Raw genomic sequence first — 13,113 nt, forward strand, 5'->3', positions numbered from 1 at the left:
GATTTGCCCTGTGCTTACAGTTTCATGATGAAGGCGAGCGCATAGAACGGCGGCATGTTCTCGTGTGCGGCGCCGCCGCCGGCCGCGTTGATGGAGATGCCGGTGGCTCTGCTATCGGTATTTTTGCTGACCGTATCCGCGCGGCCTGCATCGCCCTTGGAGAATTCCTGGGTATTGTTGTGGTCGTCGGTTCCGGCTTCTTGCCGGGAGCCTGTCCAGTTGTGGTAGTGGCCGGGGTCGCTGACGCCGTGGGTGTGGCTGGGCATTTCGTTCTGGCTCAGCAGGTGTTTTTCCTCGCCGCCCACGTCGCCGCGCTTGCGCGCCGTCAAGCCGCTGGCCGCGCCGGCAGCCAGGACGAAGCGGCCGCGCAGGTCCGGCGTGCCGTTTTGGCCGTCGCACAGGGCCCAGCCTGCCGGTGCGGTATCGCCCGACCACATGATGATGGCCCCTTTCGGCAGGCCGTTGCCCACGGCAGCAGCATAGCTGTTGTCTTTGCCGATGGACGTGCCGGTGCCCAGCTTGATGCTGTTGTCGTCGCCGTTGACCACCGCCACCAGGATCCAGTTGCTGGGGGCGTGGAACACGCCGGAGTTGTAGACGACGATCTGGAAGGTCACTTTGCTGTTGTCGCCGCCGACTTCATGCACCGCGTAGAGGGCCTCCCAATGATTCAACTGGATGCCCAGGGTGGCGTCCACCCGTTGCGAGCCGTCGAAGGCCGTGACCAAGGCCGGGTTGGTGGGGCAGACGATGTCCACATAGCCGCTGGCGAAGGTTTTGGTTCGTTCCATGGAAATGCCGATGAAACGCGCCGTCCATTTCAAGCGCCCGCCGGGGCCGCCCCAGGTGACCAGTCCGCCGCCGCTCAGGCTGAACTGGGCCTTCTGATAGTCGTTGGCCGCGCCGCTCATGACGCCGCTGCCGGTGTCCAGCGCCGTGCGCGGTTCCGTCGTACCGATGCCGACTTTGCCGTTGGATAGAATTCGCAGCCTTTCCCGTAGCGGCTTGTTGGCGGCCCCGTTTTCCTTGCTCAGGAATAAGAGGTGACCGGAGTAGTTGCCGTCGTCTTGGGTCTGTATCCTGACGCTGGGCGGGTTGTTGCCGACGTCGTAGGTGTTGAAATCGACGGCGGTGCCGGCCCCGGCGGAGCCGGCATTGTTGGACAAGGTGAGCACCGGCCCCAGGGCGCCGCTGGCGTCTTTGCGAATTTCCAGGGACGACTTCGGCACTTGGGTGCCGACGCCCAGGTTGCCGGTTATGGTCGTGGTATCCGCGCGCAGGCTGAGTTTGGGGACGTTTTCGGCGGCTCTGCCGGTCAACAGGAATTCCGAGGCGTGGCCGGTGCCGTCCTTGCTGAATGCCTCCATGTAAACGCAGTTGTCGTCCCGGTTGTTGGCCAGGATCAGTTGGCCGCCGCCGTTGCCTTCCAGGCCCAGTTTGATGGCGTTGGCTTTGACGTCGAACGATCGGCTGGGGGTAATGGTGCCGATACCGACATTCCCGGTGTTCTGGTCGATAAACAGCCGCGCTTGCCCCTGGCCGTTGCTCAGGCAGAACCCCGGTTTGGCGGTGGCGGGATTGCCGGCATCGCTGCGCGGGTTGAGCTGGAAGGTCCAGGCCGGGTTGGCGTCCTGGAAGCTGGCGTAGAAATTGACCAGCTTCTGCAGGCCGCTGGCATCGCCGGCCGCTTCGATACTGAGCGGGTCGCCGGCGGGTTTGGCGATGCCGTCTTCCTTCTGGTTGAGACCTGCGTCGATGAGATCGGAGAAGTTGCTCTCGGTGGGAATGCTGTTCTTGACGAAATAGGATTTGAGTTCCGAGCGGTTTCTTTTTTTGATGTCCATGCTGATGTCTCCGGCCGTGATTGAGCGGGGTTGCGATGTAATGGCTGGGCGGTTGTTGCTTTGGGGTTAGCCGACGATAAAGTCCAGTTCCACTTTCATGTAGTCGATGCCGGTGAACTCCTGGTCGACGAAGCGGTTTTCCGTGATCAAATCGATTTCGTGCTGGCGGGCGGCGACCAGCACGCTGTCGGGCCGCTCGGCCTGCACCGCGTAGCCCTCGTAGGAATCCTCCGGCGGCGGTACGATCCAGCTGAAGTTCTCGCCTTTTTCGTCGCCGAGGAACAGCTTGAACTGCGCCACGTAGTCCACGTAGCCGCAGCGTTCGATGAAATCGATGATGGCGTTGGCGTAGATTTTTCCGCCGATGACCACGTCCTCGCCCTTGTCGTAGGCCCAGGGCGACAGATAATGGTTGAGCTCTTCGTTGAGCCGCTGTTTATAGAAGCCCGGATCGCAGCCTTCGCTGAAGCGCACGGCGAAACGCAGTTTGACCGGCAGGTAGTGGGCGTTGGCGACGCGCAAATCGGCGAACGGCGGCGCCTGTTGCGCCAGGAAGTCCTGGATTTCCGCCAGCAGCCTGGCCGGCGCTTTCGGTTCGAACGGGTCGAACGGCAGGTGATGGCGGATGTCCGGAATCACCACCACGTCCAGCCGTCCCAGGTTGTCCGCCAGGGAAGTGGGCTCCCCCCGCAAACACTTGGCCTTGTAGATTTGCGGGAAGCGTTCCAGCACCAGGCGTTCATAGTCCCAGGGGCTCAGCGCCCGGTTCTTGTGGCGCAGGTGTTCGCTCACCCGGGTGTTGAACCTGGCGTCCTCTTCCGCCGGCCGGCCGCCGAAGGAGGTATAGGGTTGGGAGATGGCGGCGATATCCGCCATGGGTTCCAACGGTTTGCGGATGGTTCGCGCCGGCAAGGGCTGGCACAAGTGATCGGGTGCGTTGCCCTGGTCGACGAAGGTCGCCCGCACCGCCTGGGGGTGGAAGTCGACGGCGTCGCACACGCTGTCGCAGCCTTGCTGCACCGTCAGCCGCAGCCAGTAAAGCTGGCCCGGCAGCAGTGTGTTGGGCGCGGCCGCAGCGACCGTTTGCAATTCCACGATGCCCGAGCCTTGCAGGCCGCGCGTGGCATCGCTGCGCAGATGCCCGTCGTGCAGGCTGCGCCACTGATTGCCGCTCAGGTAGCTCCATTGCACCGGCGCCGGTTGCAGATCCGGATCGGCGCTGCCTTCCGCCATTTGCAGCAACAGGGAGAGAATTTGCCCCTGTTCCACGCCGCTCAAGCCGACGTAGAGTTCCCCTTCGTTGTCGTAGCCGGGCAGCAGCGGGTAGCGTCCGCTGGCCGGATCGGACTGCACTTCCGCGTAGCCGAAGGGATGCAGGTGGAACAATTGGTCGGCGCCGCCGCTCGGATGGCGGTTCATGGCGATTTCCACCGCGGCCGTGTAGTCCAGGCTCAGGCTTTTCAGTTTCGGCGTATAGGGTGGATTCACCTGATAAGCGGCCGCTTGCAGGTCTTTGCTGCCGGCGGCGATGGCCGCCGCCAGTGCGATGGATTTGGCGCCGGCAACGGTGGGGTAGGTGTGGTGCTGGAAGTCCGGCCCTTGCAGTTCCCACAGCAAATAACGGTTCCAGCTTTTGATGTCGCTTTCCGTTGCGGGCGACAGGTCGGCCCGGTAGACATAGCCGGGCCGGCTGCCCTGGATGCTGGCCGGGACATCGGCGATGGCGACGGCGTGGGGGAGGCCGGCGTCGGTGGCTTCGAACAGCTTGGCCGCGGCGTCCAGCTCCAGCTCCAGTCGGCGGTCCACCAGGCAGACCTTGACGTTGAACGACGTGTTGTCCTTGATGCCGGCGTCGTAAGCCTGGTAATGGCTGCCGAGGTCGCTGCTGGGCAAGCCCATCCATTGCAGGTGGGCCGTCAGGCTGCTCAAGGGCTTGGCGGACAGTTCCGGGTGGCCGAAATAAAAGCGGGAGCCGGCCGCCGGCTGGTTGCCGAAAGGGGCGAAGGGCTTGGCCGCATTCAGCGCCGCTTCGTCGTTTTGCATGGGCAGTTGGGTCATGCCGACCACGTCCACTTGCAGCAGGACCTGCTCTACCGCCAGCGGTTGGAATAGCGGATAGTCGGTGACGTAGCGGCTGCCGCCGTTGGCTGCTTCCAGCCGCGGCTGCAGCATCAGCCGCAGGGTCGGCCAGTGGTTGCCGCCGATACCGGTGTCGGCGTAGGCCTCCAGCGGTGGAGCGCTTTCATCGAATTCCAGACGCCATTGCAAGGCTTTAAGGGGCGCCGGGAGTTTCGGCTGGCTGGGCGAGTCGGGATAATCGACCAGCTGGGCGGTCGCCTTGCCGGGTGTCAGCCAGCCTTTGGCCGAACTGACTTGGACCAGAAACGCCTGGGTCAGCACGGCGGCGATCTTTTTTGCATCGTACTGTTCGGCGCTGAATCCCAGCGTCAGGGTGACGGTGCGTTGGCCCTGGCTCAGGCACAGCAGCGGCGAACTGACGGCCCAGCCCAAGGTCGGCGCCGGAGCGGGAGCGGATGCGTCGCTGTTCTGGCCTTGGCCGAAGGTGCGCCAGCGCGGCGAATCGCCCTCTCTGGCGACAGACACGCTGGTGGCGTCGGCCTGGGCATAGAGATTGAGCCATTCCACTTTCTGCGCCACCGGCTCGCTGCCCAACCGGTTGCGCCAGGCCAGCTCCAGCAATGCGTAGACCTTGTCCCAGTCGTCGGCTGACAGGGGGACGCCATCGGCGGCCTGTTGCAGCAGGGCCATGTCCTGGTCCGGGGGCAGGTAATCGGCCAGACGGTTGAACAGCAGGGCGCCGTCCTCCGTCGGCGGGGCGGCCAGGACCAGCCGCAGCATGTTCTCGAAAGCCGCTTTTTGCTGGTCCGGCGTGGGATTGTCCGGCAGCAGCGCCCGCAGCGCCTGGCGACGGGCGGCGTAGACTTTTTGCTGATAGGCGCCGGCCAGGTTGGCATAGACCTCGTCCCAGTCCTGGGGCGGGGCCGCTTCCTGGCCGGCGGTGTCCATCATGTCCGCAAACTGTTCGCCGGGCATGAAGAAATAGCCTTCCAGTTCCAGCAAAGTGGCATACAGCTCGTCCAGATCGCTGATGGGGCGGATGGTCTGGAACGGGGTATAGTCCGGCGTACCCAGGGCGGCGGTGAAGTTGGCGGAGAATGCCGGCGAGGCTGGGTCCGTCAGCCCCAGGCTGTATTTCGGGTCGTTGCGTTTTCTTTGGCCGGCCCGCTCCAGCAGCGTGTTGATTTCGCGCCATTCGTTGTCGATGCGGACTTTGATCTGCATCATGCGCACGAATTGGTCGTAAGACATGTACAAATTGTCGGCGATGAACTGCTGGGCATCCTGGCGGGTGCGCTGGTCGTACAGTTCGTAGACGTTCTTGATTTCCGGCAGGCCTTTGAAGTCCAGCACGCCCACCGCCTTGGTCAGGTTGGCGTCGAAGTCGCGCGGGTCGGCCGGGGCCAGCGTGAAGCCGGCGCCGCTGCGTTGCTTGCCGGCCGCGTCCAGGATGTCGTTGATTTCTTGCCATTCGCCGTCCGCCTGCTCGCGCCGCTGTTTGAGCTGCACCAGGCTGCGGAACTCCTCCAGCGACAGGAACAAGCCGCTGTCGATGAAGGCCAGCATGGACTGCAAGAGTTGCAGGAAGGGGAAGTCCACCGCCTGGTTCAGCGGCGGATAGGCTGGCATGTCGTCGCCCGGTGCGGGTACGCCGAAGGGGATTTTCAGCATCTCCACGACCGCTTCGTTTTTCGGTCCGGCGTATTGCTCGCGGGCTTCGCGGATGCCGGTGATCTGGCGGTGCAGGTACACCGAGCTGAGCCGCTCGATGCGGGCGTGATTGGCGACCAAATCGCCGTCGGTGCGGTAGACCAGGGCGTTTCCCTGGCTGTCCTTGCCGGCATCCACGGCGGTGCCGGCCGGCAGCAGGACCTGCGCCACCCGGCTGGAGGGCTCGATCAAGAGGTGCACGCTATCGGGCTCGGCCGGCTTTCGCTGTAGCTGCAAGTAGCGCCGGTAGTAGAAGTCCAGGTGCCGGCGGGTGATGTCGTTGAGGCGCCCTTGCACTTGCCGCAGCAATTGCAGGAACACCAGAAACAGGATCAAGTGGGGCCGTTGCAGATTGTCGTCGCCGGCATCGGCGTAGGCTTCCGGCCGGTCGGCGAAGTCCGCCATTTGTTGCAGCCAGGCGGCCAAGTCGGACTCGTCCAGTTCGTCCGGATTGAGGAAGCCTTGCCAGTCGCCTGCCGCCGTGTCGTCCGGGCCGTAGTACTTGAGTTCCTTGGCATAGGCTTGGGCGAAGCGCAGCCAGTCCTGCAGCGTGTGCTCGTCCATGGCGACGTAGCCCGGCTGCAGGGCCTGCTGTTGGCGTCCGGACTGGCTGGTTCCGTCGCGGTCGGCGGTGGTGATGGTGGATTTTGCCATGGCGCGGCTTTAGGTTCCCTGGAACAGCGTGTTGGTGGTCGTGAACATCCCGAATCCCGAGTACTGCGGCGTCGGGTCAGGAATGGGCGAGCCGGGGCCCGGCGGCGGCTGTTGTGCGGGGCTTTGCACTTCGAATTTGGCGGTGAACGTAGCCGCGCCTTTGAGCAATACGGCCTTGCCGCCGCTGTTGGTTTTTGTCGCCTTCTGGTCTACGGCCAGGCTGGCGATTTTCAACGTGCCGGTGCCCGGGATGGAGTATTGCGGCGTCAGGTAGCTGCATCCCGGGACGGACACCTGGGTTTCGTCGCCGTCCACGCAGACTTTTTTCCCGTTCAGGGTCGCCGGGCCGCTGGCTTTCAAATCCCCAGGCTGCACGGTGACCACGGCGGCGCCGAAGGTGGGCAGGAAGGTGGCTTTGTCGCCGTCGATGAGGATGAAGTCGGCCATGGCGTTTAGGTTCCGGGATTAACCGCTTCGTTGAGATAGAACGGGTAGACCATGTTGTAGCGGGAGTTGGTGCTTCGGATGGTGTAATCGATGCTGATGAGCAGCAGCCCCTGCATCGCCTCGCTTTCATCGATGTTGACCTGGTTCAGGGCGATGCGCGGTTCGTAGTAGAGGATGGCGTCGCTGATCATGCCCGTCAGGCTGTTGACCAGGCTCTGGCTGATTTCCTCGAACAAAAAACGCTGCAAATCGCAGCCGAAGTCCTCCCGCATCAAGCGCTCGCCCTGGGCGGTAGACAGCAGGATTTGCAGGCTCTGCTGGATGTCCTCCTCGTCCTTCACCTGATGCACGTCGCGCCCGCCCTGGCTGAAACTGGGCGGGAAGCTCCAGCCTTGGCCGAGGAAGGAGTTGTTCGGGTTGCCGGCCATGGTTTTAAGCCACCGCTCCGTGAATGCTGCCGTTAAATCGAGGCGCCCACCGGCCCCGGCGTGTGCCGATGAGGTTGCCAAGCCCGATCAAAGCCAACGGGCTCAGGCTTTTCGGCACCGGATCGATTTCTTCGGGGCGCATCGTCAGGGGGATCGCCTGCTGATTCATTGGGTTTGTCTCGTTAGCGTTGATGGGGATTACTGGACGTCCACCTTGGCGCCGCTGATGGTGACGTTGCCGCTGGCTTCCAGCTTCAAGTCTTTGGCGCTTTTCAGGCTGATGCCGTTTTGGTCCAGGGTGACGGTATTGCCGTGCTGGTCGGCCAGCACGATGCTTTTCGCGTCGTCGTCCAGGGTGATTTTGTTGCCGGCCGGCGTTTCCAGATAGATCCTGACTTTTTCGTCGTCGAAGCCGAACAACGAGCCTTTTTTGCTGGCGATCCCCCGGCCGGTGTTGGCGTCCTTCGGTTCGCCGAAGCGCTGCGGCGGCTTGTTGACCGAGCCGAACAGGGCGCCTAGGACGATGGGCTGGCGGGGGTCCTGGTTGATGAAGCCGATGACCACCTCGTCGCCCACTTCCGGCCGGAAGCAATAGCCGCGGTCCTTGCCCGCATCGGGCGACACCATGCGCGCCCACAGGGTATTTTGCTGATCCCCGAGGGTGGGGATTTGCACCTGGACGCGGAACTCGTTGTCCGGGTCGCTTTCGATGGTGGTGACCAGGCCGATGTGCAAGCCGCCGATGGCCGGCAGCAGGCCGCCCGCCGGCAGGGCGTTGGCGGCGGCGCCGGGGCGGGACAGCAGCCATTCGGGCGACAGGCCGAATTGCACGTCGGTGATCCAGCCTTCGTCGGTGACGCGATGGCGCAGTCCGCTCACCAGCGCCGTGCCGTTGAAGCGCTTGCCGACACCCTTGATTTCAATGCCGTCGAGCAATTCCACGTCGGTGCTGCCGGGGGCTGCGATACGGCCGCGCAGCATTCCTAGCCGGCTGCGCGCCAGGGTGGCGTCGGCCCAGGCTTGCAGTTCTTCCGGCAGCATCTGGGTGGAGTTGACCAACTGGCAGGTTTCTCCGCCCATGGCGGAGGCGAGCTTGCTCGCGGCCAAGTCGCCGGGGTTCGGCTGGACATCTTTGGCTTGCTTGGCCTGGGTCATTTTCTGGGTTTTGCTGTCCCAGGCGACGCTGCTGACGGCGGCATACTGGCCGTCCGCTTCGGCTTCCATTTCGAAGCTGTACAGCTCGTCGATGCCGTATTCGAAACTGCGCTTGGCGGCGCCGCCGCTTTCTATCTTGGCCAGGGAAATGGTGCCGTCCACCACCTTGACTACCAGGCCGTTGCTTTCCGCCCGGGCCAGCAGGAAATCCCAGTCGCTGCAGCCGTATTGCACCAGTTCGGCGTGCTTGACCGGGGTGGCGGCGATGTTGCCGGCTGTCAATCCGCGGTTCTGAATGAGCTGCTTGACCACTTGGTCGTCGCTTTGGTCCAGGAACAGTTGATTGTTGCGCACCTGGGTCAGCGTTACGGCGGCGTCCTTCATGCGCACGCTCAGGGTGGAGGTGTCGCCTTCCGCTTCGACGCTGTGGGTCACCACCAGGCCTTTGAAAACGGTTTTGTCGGTGCTGGGCGTGCCTTCGTAGCGCAGTTTGATTTCGATTTTCTTGCCCGGATCGAAAAAGCCGCTGTCGCTCAGGGCGAACGTCCGCTGCGCCGCGTCGCCGTCGATGAGGGTGAGGCTGGCGTAGGGAATGCGGTTGAGCTCCCGGACCACATCCACCGACAGCAATTCGTAGCCCGGGTCCAGGGTTTGCCCTTCGCTGAGGATGGTGACGGTGACGACGCTCATGCCCGGCGCGCTACTGGACCGTTGTTTCGTCGCCGGGCAGCGGCGGGAAAAAAATCCGCTGGCCGGGCGTCAGATTCCTGAAATCGTCCAGGCCGTTGCTGCGCGCCACCCACAGGTAGTGCTCGGACGAACCGTAGATTTCCTTGCTCAACAGCGGCAGCGTATCGCCGTTGCGGACGATGCGGGCGTGGGTCAGGTCGGGGGAGCTTTTGTTCTCCACCGCCATGCGCTTTTTGACCTCCATGTCGGACACCAGCACCATGTCCAACTCGGCCCGCAGCGGCTTGCCGTTGCGGTCGAAAGTGGTGTAGTTGATGTCGACACTGCCCAGCCGGCAGGAAAAAATCAGGTCGCCCCATTCCGCCACGAGAAAGTTCGGCTCGTGGATGGCGCCGTTCATGCGGAAAGTCAGGTCGAGAAACTCCTGCACCCGCGCCGATACGGTTTTGTTGCCGAGAAGATTCTGCACGCCCATCTGCTGGACGCCGGTGCCGTCGAACAGCAGTTTCAGCTTGAGTTCCGCCGGTTTGCTGCGGGCGTAGTCCACCTTCTTGTTGGAGGCGTTCATGCCCTGGTTTTTGCCGTAGACGATGGCGTACTGCTGGCTGAACGATTCCGGGTTGAACATGGTCTCGAAGGTGCCGATCAAATCGCCCAGGGCGCGGCGGCGATTGCTGTAGGCGCGGATTTTCAGCTTCTCCAGCTTGAACGAGATCAGCGCCATATCACCGCTCCCTGTCGCGCCGCAGTATTTTCAACACTTGCTTGACGCACTCCTGCACGACGGCGCTCTGGTCCAGCGCCGGTTCCGGCTCCCGTTCCGAAGGGGAGGGTGGCGAGCCTTCCGACGGCTCCGCCACCACGGCGCGGATGACCAATTCTCGAATTTCCACGGGCATGGCGTCAGATCCGGATCGACTGCATGCGTTGATAGGACAGTTCCATGGTTTCGATCACCACCTGATTGCTGTCGGCATCCAAGGGCGAGACGCTCCATTTGACCGGATAGGCGGTCATGAACAGCCAGCTGCTGAGGGGGATGCCGGATTCGTCCAGCAAGGACACCAGGACATTGGACGGATTGAACTTGAACAAAGACATGGTGGCGTTGAATTCGGTCACCAGCAGCGACCCTACCGCCAAGCCCCGCTCCAGTACCAGGTTGTCGTACTGGATGCCGGTCGGCAGGCGGTGGGCGTATAGGTTTTGCCCGCCTTCCTGCAAGGTCTGCGTGTTCACCGTGGAGGTGAGCCCGGAAACTTTGCTGAAGCGGATGTCCAGCGGATTGGGAATCACCCCGCCGAAAAAAAAGAACACGCCGAAGCGAAAGCCCAGGGGAGGGCCGGCGCCGAAGGTTCCCAATAGATCGCTAGGATAGGACATGGGGATGCGTTGCTCCGGGTCAGGTGGGCTGGAAGTCCACGGTCAGGTCCGCGGCGATCAGTTCCAGGCTGGCGATGGCCACATCGTTGCTGTTGGCGGCCAACGTCGGCGCTTCCAGTTTCACCGGCAGCGCTTGTTTCACGTTCCAGCGGATGGCCGGCAAGCCGCTTTCGTCGCACAGGTCGATGACGATGTCGCGCTTGCTGGAGGATGCGGCAGGCGAGGAGTGACTCCGGTCCAGCCACTCCTGCAGGTAACTGCCGTTGCGTATCAGTCCCTTTTTCAGGGTCAGGCGGATGGGTTGCCGCATGCCCGGAATGATGTTGATGCCCATGGCAAAGCTGAACCCATGGCGATACACCACCGGCTGATCCTCCACGGTCAAGCCGGAGACTTCGCTGAAGGCGATGACGCTGGGTTCGCCGTCGTCCAGCACCGTTACCCGATAGTTGTAGACGGGCAACGGGTAGCTGGATTTGATGGCTTCTTTGCTTAGCGGCATAAGGCCTTAGGTTTCCTCGATGACGATGGCATCGCCCATCAGCTCCATGCTCTCGATGGCGGCGTCGTTGGACTTGGCGTCGAAAGTGGGCGCGTCCAGCTTGGTGGGAAAAGCGTTGATGACTTTCCAGCTGATGACCGCGTCGCCTTTTTCGTCGCACAGCCGCACGTAGACGTCGCGCTTTTCCACCTGGTTGATCTGGATCGAGTTGATCCAGCTGAAAAACGCCTTCACGCTGGTGCCGCGCACGACACCTTTTTTCAGCGTCACCACGGCGTCCTTCGGCTGGGCCGGCATGCGCATGACGCGTGGGCCGGCCGAGCCGCTGGCCACGGGGCTTTCTTTGTAAACGGTGGTTTCGTAGCCGATGCTCAGGCCGGAAACTTCGGAAAAGGCGATCGCTTCGCCGCCGATTTCCACCCGGTAGTTGTAGACGGGCAGGGGATAGGCGGTCTTGATGTCGTCTGCGCTCAATGCCATGACTGTTGCTCCAAAGATTGATTAATTGCGGCGGGACTGTGCCCGCCGGTTGAGATCGATCAGGCTTCCTGCATCTTGTGGGAGAAACGCAAGACGATGAATTCCGCCGGCCGCACGGCGGCCACGCCGATTTCCACGATCATCCGTCCTTCGAGGATGTCCTGGGACGTCATGGTTTTGCCCAGGCCCACGTTGACGAAATAGGCCGACTCCGGCTTGGAGCCGCCCAAGGCGCCTTGTTGCCACAGGCCGTAGAGGTAGCTTTCGATCATCGCTTTCACCTTCAGCCAGGTGGTGGCGTCGTTGGGCTCGAACACGGCGAAAGCGGTGGCTTTGCGGGTGGATTCCTCGATGGTGATGAACAAGCGCCGCACCGACACGTAGCGCCATTCGTTGTCGTTGCCGGCCAGGGTGCGGGCGCCCCACACCAGGGTGCCTTTGCCGGTGAAGTCGCGGATGGCGTTGATGGATTTGCCGGCGGTGGCGTCGATGTTGAGGCGATCCTGTTCCGCGTCGGAGATTTTGGCGGTGGGGCCGATGATGGATTTGACGGCCACGTTGGCGGGGGCTTTCCACACGCCTCGGTCGCGGTCCACGCTGGCGTAGATGCCGGCAATCGCGGGGCTGGGCGGCAGTTGCACCCGCTGGTCGTTGAGGGCGGTTTTGATCTGGTTGTAGAGCGAGGTGTTGGTGGTGCGCAACGATGCCAGCGACTGGCTGGCGGCCGCACCGCCGCTCTTGGCGGTCAAAACCGTGGGGTCCGTGGCGGCGAGCTTGGCCGTGCCGGCCCCGTTCTTCTGGATGTCGAAGCCGCCGGTGGCGCCGGGGTTGGCGGTCTTCCAGGTGCTCCACGCGCCGGCCACATCCGCGCCGCTGGGCGCCGTCTTGGACGATATGGTGATGACCAGCGTTGCCACCGTATCGGTATTGAAGACGGCTTTCCCTGTGATCGGCTGATCGGCGGTGTCTAGGACGATGCTGACGGTCGGCGTGGTGCTGTCGCCGGAATAGCTCACCGTGAGGCCTTTATCGTCCGACGACCATTGGTACAAGGTAGGGGCGACGGCGCCGCTGTCGGTGACGCTGATGTTGTCCTCGACGTATTGGTAGGTGAGCGTGCTTTGCAGATAGGGGTGGTAGGCAGCGCCGTAGCACAGGTCGTTGCCGACGATCTTGCTGCGGAAAGTGTCGGTGTTGCCGTCGGGAATGTCGGCGATGAGGAAACGGTCGCCCAGCTTACGGCATTGCGCCAAGGCCTTTACGCAGAGATCGTAGTAGTCGGTGGTCGGCAGGGACACCGCATCCAGCAGCACGATCAGCGTCGGTTCGTCTTCCTTCTCCAGCAGCGTGAGGCCGGCCTCCAGATCGGTTTTGGAAGGCTGTCCGCTGTAATTGCCCACCGAAACGATGTAGCAGCTGCCGCCGCCGTTGCGGAAATACAGGCTCAAGCCGTAGTGCATGAGGAATTTATTGGTGCCGCTGTCCGTGCGCGTGACGGTGTTGATGCTGCTGATTTTGGTATTGGCGTCGGTGGTCGTTGCGACGGTAAAGGCGCTGGGATTGGCTTTGCCGAAAAGGCTTTCGTAATCCAGCAGCGTATCGATTCTGGTCGGCGTCAGCTTGGGGCCTTGCTGGGTATAACCGATAAACACCGGTATGGCCGTCGCCACCTGGGCGACAGACGGGGCCAGCGTCGGTATTTCTTCGACATATACGCCTGGAGTATTGTAAATCGCCATGG

At 62.8% G+C, this 13,113-nt stretch carries 12 protein-coding genes; all 12 read right to left on the bottom strand.

Annotated elements, in window-relative coordinates; translation table 11 throughout:
- Positions 1-14: 14 nt before the first annotated feature.
- Complete coding sequence (locus tag K5607_RS06705; RefSeq protein WP_221048600.1) at positions 15-1,844, bottom strand: tail fiber protein; 1,830 nt, start codon at positions 1,842-1,844, stop codon at positions 15-17.
- A 66-nt stretch (positions 1,845-1,910) separates the two neighbouring features.
- Positions 1,911-6,287 (bottom strand): baseplate J/gp47 family protein, encoded by a 4,377-nt coding sequence (locus K5607_RS06710; RefSeq protein WP_221048601.1) that lies wholly within the window; start codon positions 6,285-6,287, stop codon positions 1,911-1,913.
- A 9-nt stretch (positions 6,288-6,296) separates the two neighbouring features.
- A complete protein-coding gene (locus tag K5607_RS06715) occupies positions 6,297-6,734 on the bottom strand; it encodes a hypothetical protein (RefSeq protein ID WP_221048602.1) in 438 nt (145 codons plus the stop codon).
- A gap of 5 nt (positions 6,735-6,739) precedes the next feature.
- On the bottom strand, positions 6,740-7,162 hold the full coding sequence (locus tag K5607_RS06720; RefSeq protein ID WP_054773727.1) for a GPW/gp25 family protein: 423 nt from the start codon (positions 7,160-7,162) through the stop codon (positions 6,740-6,742).
- A gap of 4 nt (positions 7,163-7,166) precedes the next feature.
- On the bottom strand, positions 7,167-7,331 hold the full coding sequence (locus tag K5607_RS06725; protein ID WP_156302498.1) for a hypothetical protein: 165 nt from the start codon (positions 7,329-7,331) through the stop codon (positions 7,167-7,169).
- 29 nt (positions 7,332-7,360) lie between these two features.
- A complete protein-coding gene (gene vgrG / locus K5607_RS06730; protein ID WP_221048603.1) occupies positions 7,361-9,007 on the bottom strand; it encodes a type VI secretion system tip protein VgrG in 1,647 nt (548 codons plus the stop codon).
- A 10-nt stretch (positions 9,008-9,017) separates the two neighbouring features.
- Complete coding sequence (locus K5607_RS06735) at positions 9,018-9,731, bottom strand: CIS tube protein (protein WP_054773823.1); 714 nt, start codon at positions 9,729-9,731, stop codon at positions 9,018-9,020.
- Between the two features lies 1 nt (position 9,732).
- Positions 9,733-9,900, bottom strand: a complete 168-nt coding sequence (locus K5607_RS06740; protein ID WP_217995003.1) for a DUF5908 family protein — start codon at positions 9,898-9,900, stop codon at positions 9,733-9,735.
- 10 nt (positions 9,901-9,910) lie between these two features.
- Positions 9,911-10,390, bottom strand: coding sequence for a phage tail protein (locus K5607_RS06745; RefSeq protein ID WP_054773824.1), 480 nt, complete (start codon positions 10,388-10,390; stop codon positions 9,911-9,913).
- A gap of 19 nt (positions 10,391-10,409) precedes the next feature.
- Complete coding sequence (locus K5607_RS06750) at positions 10,410-10,892, bottom strand: phage tail protein (protein ID WP_054773825.1); 483 nt, start codon at positions 10,890-10,892, stop codon at positions 10,410-10,412.
- Positions 10,893-10,898: 6 nt separating this feature from the next.
- Positions 10,899-11,372: a phage tail protein gene (locus K5607_RS06755; RefSeq protein WP_054773826.1), complete on the bottom strand. Its 474-nt coding sequence runs from the start codon at positions 11,370-11,372 to the stop codon at positions 10,899-10,901.
- Between the two features lie 59 nt (positions 11,373-11,431).
- Positions 11,432-13,111, bottom strand: a complete 1,680-nt coding sequence (locus K5607_RS06760; protein WP_246598972.1) for a phage tail sheath family protein — start codon at positions 13,109-13,111, stop codon at positions 11,432-11,434.
- Between the last annotated feature and the right edge of the window lie 2 nt (positions 13,112-13,113).

It is taken from the genome of Methylogaea oryzae (assembly GCF_019669985.1).
GTDB classification, from domain to species: domain Bacteria; phylum Pseudomonadota; class Gammaproteobacteria; order Methylococcales; family Methylococcaceae; genus Methylogaea; species Methylogaea oryzae.

Bases quoted from the DNA above. Each gene is read 5' to 3' on its own strand.
- K5607_RS06760 (WP_246598972.1), bottom strand. From the start codon at position 13,111: ATGGCGATTTACAATACTCCAGGCGTATATGTCGAAGAAATACCGACG.
- K5607_RS06755 (WP_054773826.1), bottom strand. From the start codon at position 11,372: ATGGCATTGAGCGCAGACGACATCAAGACCGCCTATCCCCTGCCCGTC.
- vgrG (WP_221048603.1), bottom strand. From the start codon at position 9,007: ATGAGCGTCGTCACCGTCACCATCCTCAGCGAAGGGCAAACCCTGGAC.
- K5607_RS06745 (WP_054773824.1), bottom strand. From the start codon at position 10,390: ATGTCCTATCCTAGCGATCTATTGGGAACCTTCGGCGCCGGCCCTCCC.
- K5607_RS06735 (WP_054773823.1), bottom strand. From the start codon at position 9,731: ATGGCGCTGATCTCGTTCAAGCTGGAGAAGCTGAAAATCCGCGCCTAC.
- K5607_RS06720 (WP_054773727.1), bottom strand. From the start codon at position 7,162: ATGGCCGGCAACCCGAACAACTCCTTCCTCGGCCAAGGCTGGAGCTTC.
- K5607_RS06725 (WP_156302498.1), bottom strand. From the start codon at position 7,331: ATGAATCAGCAGGCGATCCCCCTGACGATGCGCCCCGAAGAAATCGAT.
- K5607_RS06750 (WP_054773825.1), bottom strand. From the start codon at position 10,892: ATGCCGCTAAGCAAAGAAGCCATCAAATCCAGCTACCCGTTGCCCGTC.
- K5607_RS06715 (WP_221048602.1), bottom strand. From the start codon at position 6,734: ATGGCCGACTTCATCCTCATCGACGGCGACAAAGCCACCTTCCTGCCC.
- K5607_RS06705 (WP_221048600.1), bottom strand. From the start codon at position 1,844: ATGGACATCAAAAAAAGAAACCGCTCGGAACTCAAATCCTATTTCGTC.
- K5607_RS06710 (WP_221048601.1), bottom strand. From the start codon at position 6,287: ATGGCAAAATCCACCATCACCACCGCCGACCGCGACGGAACCAGCCAG.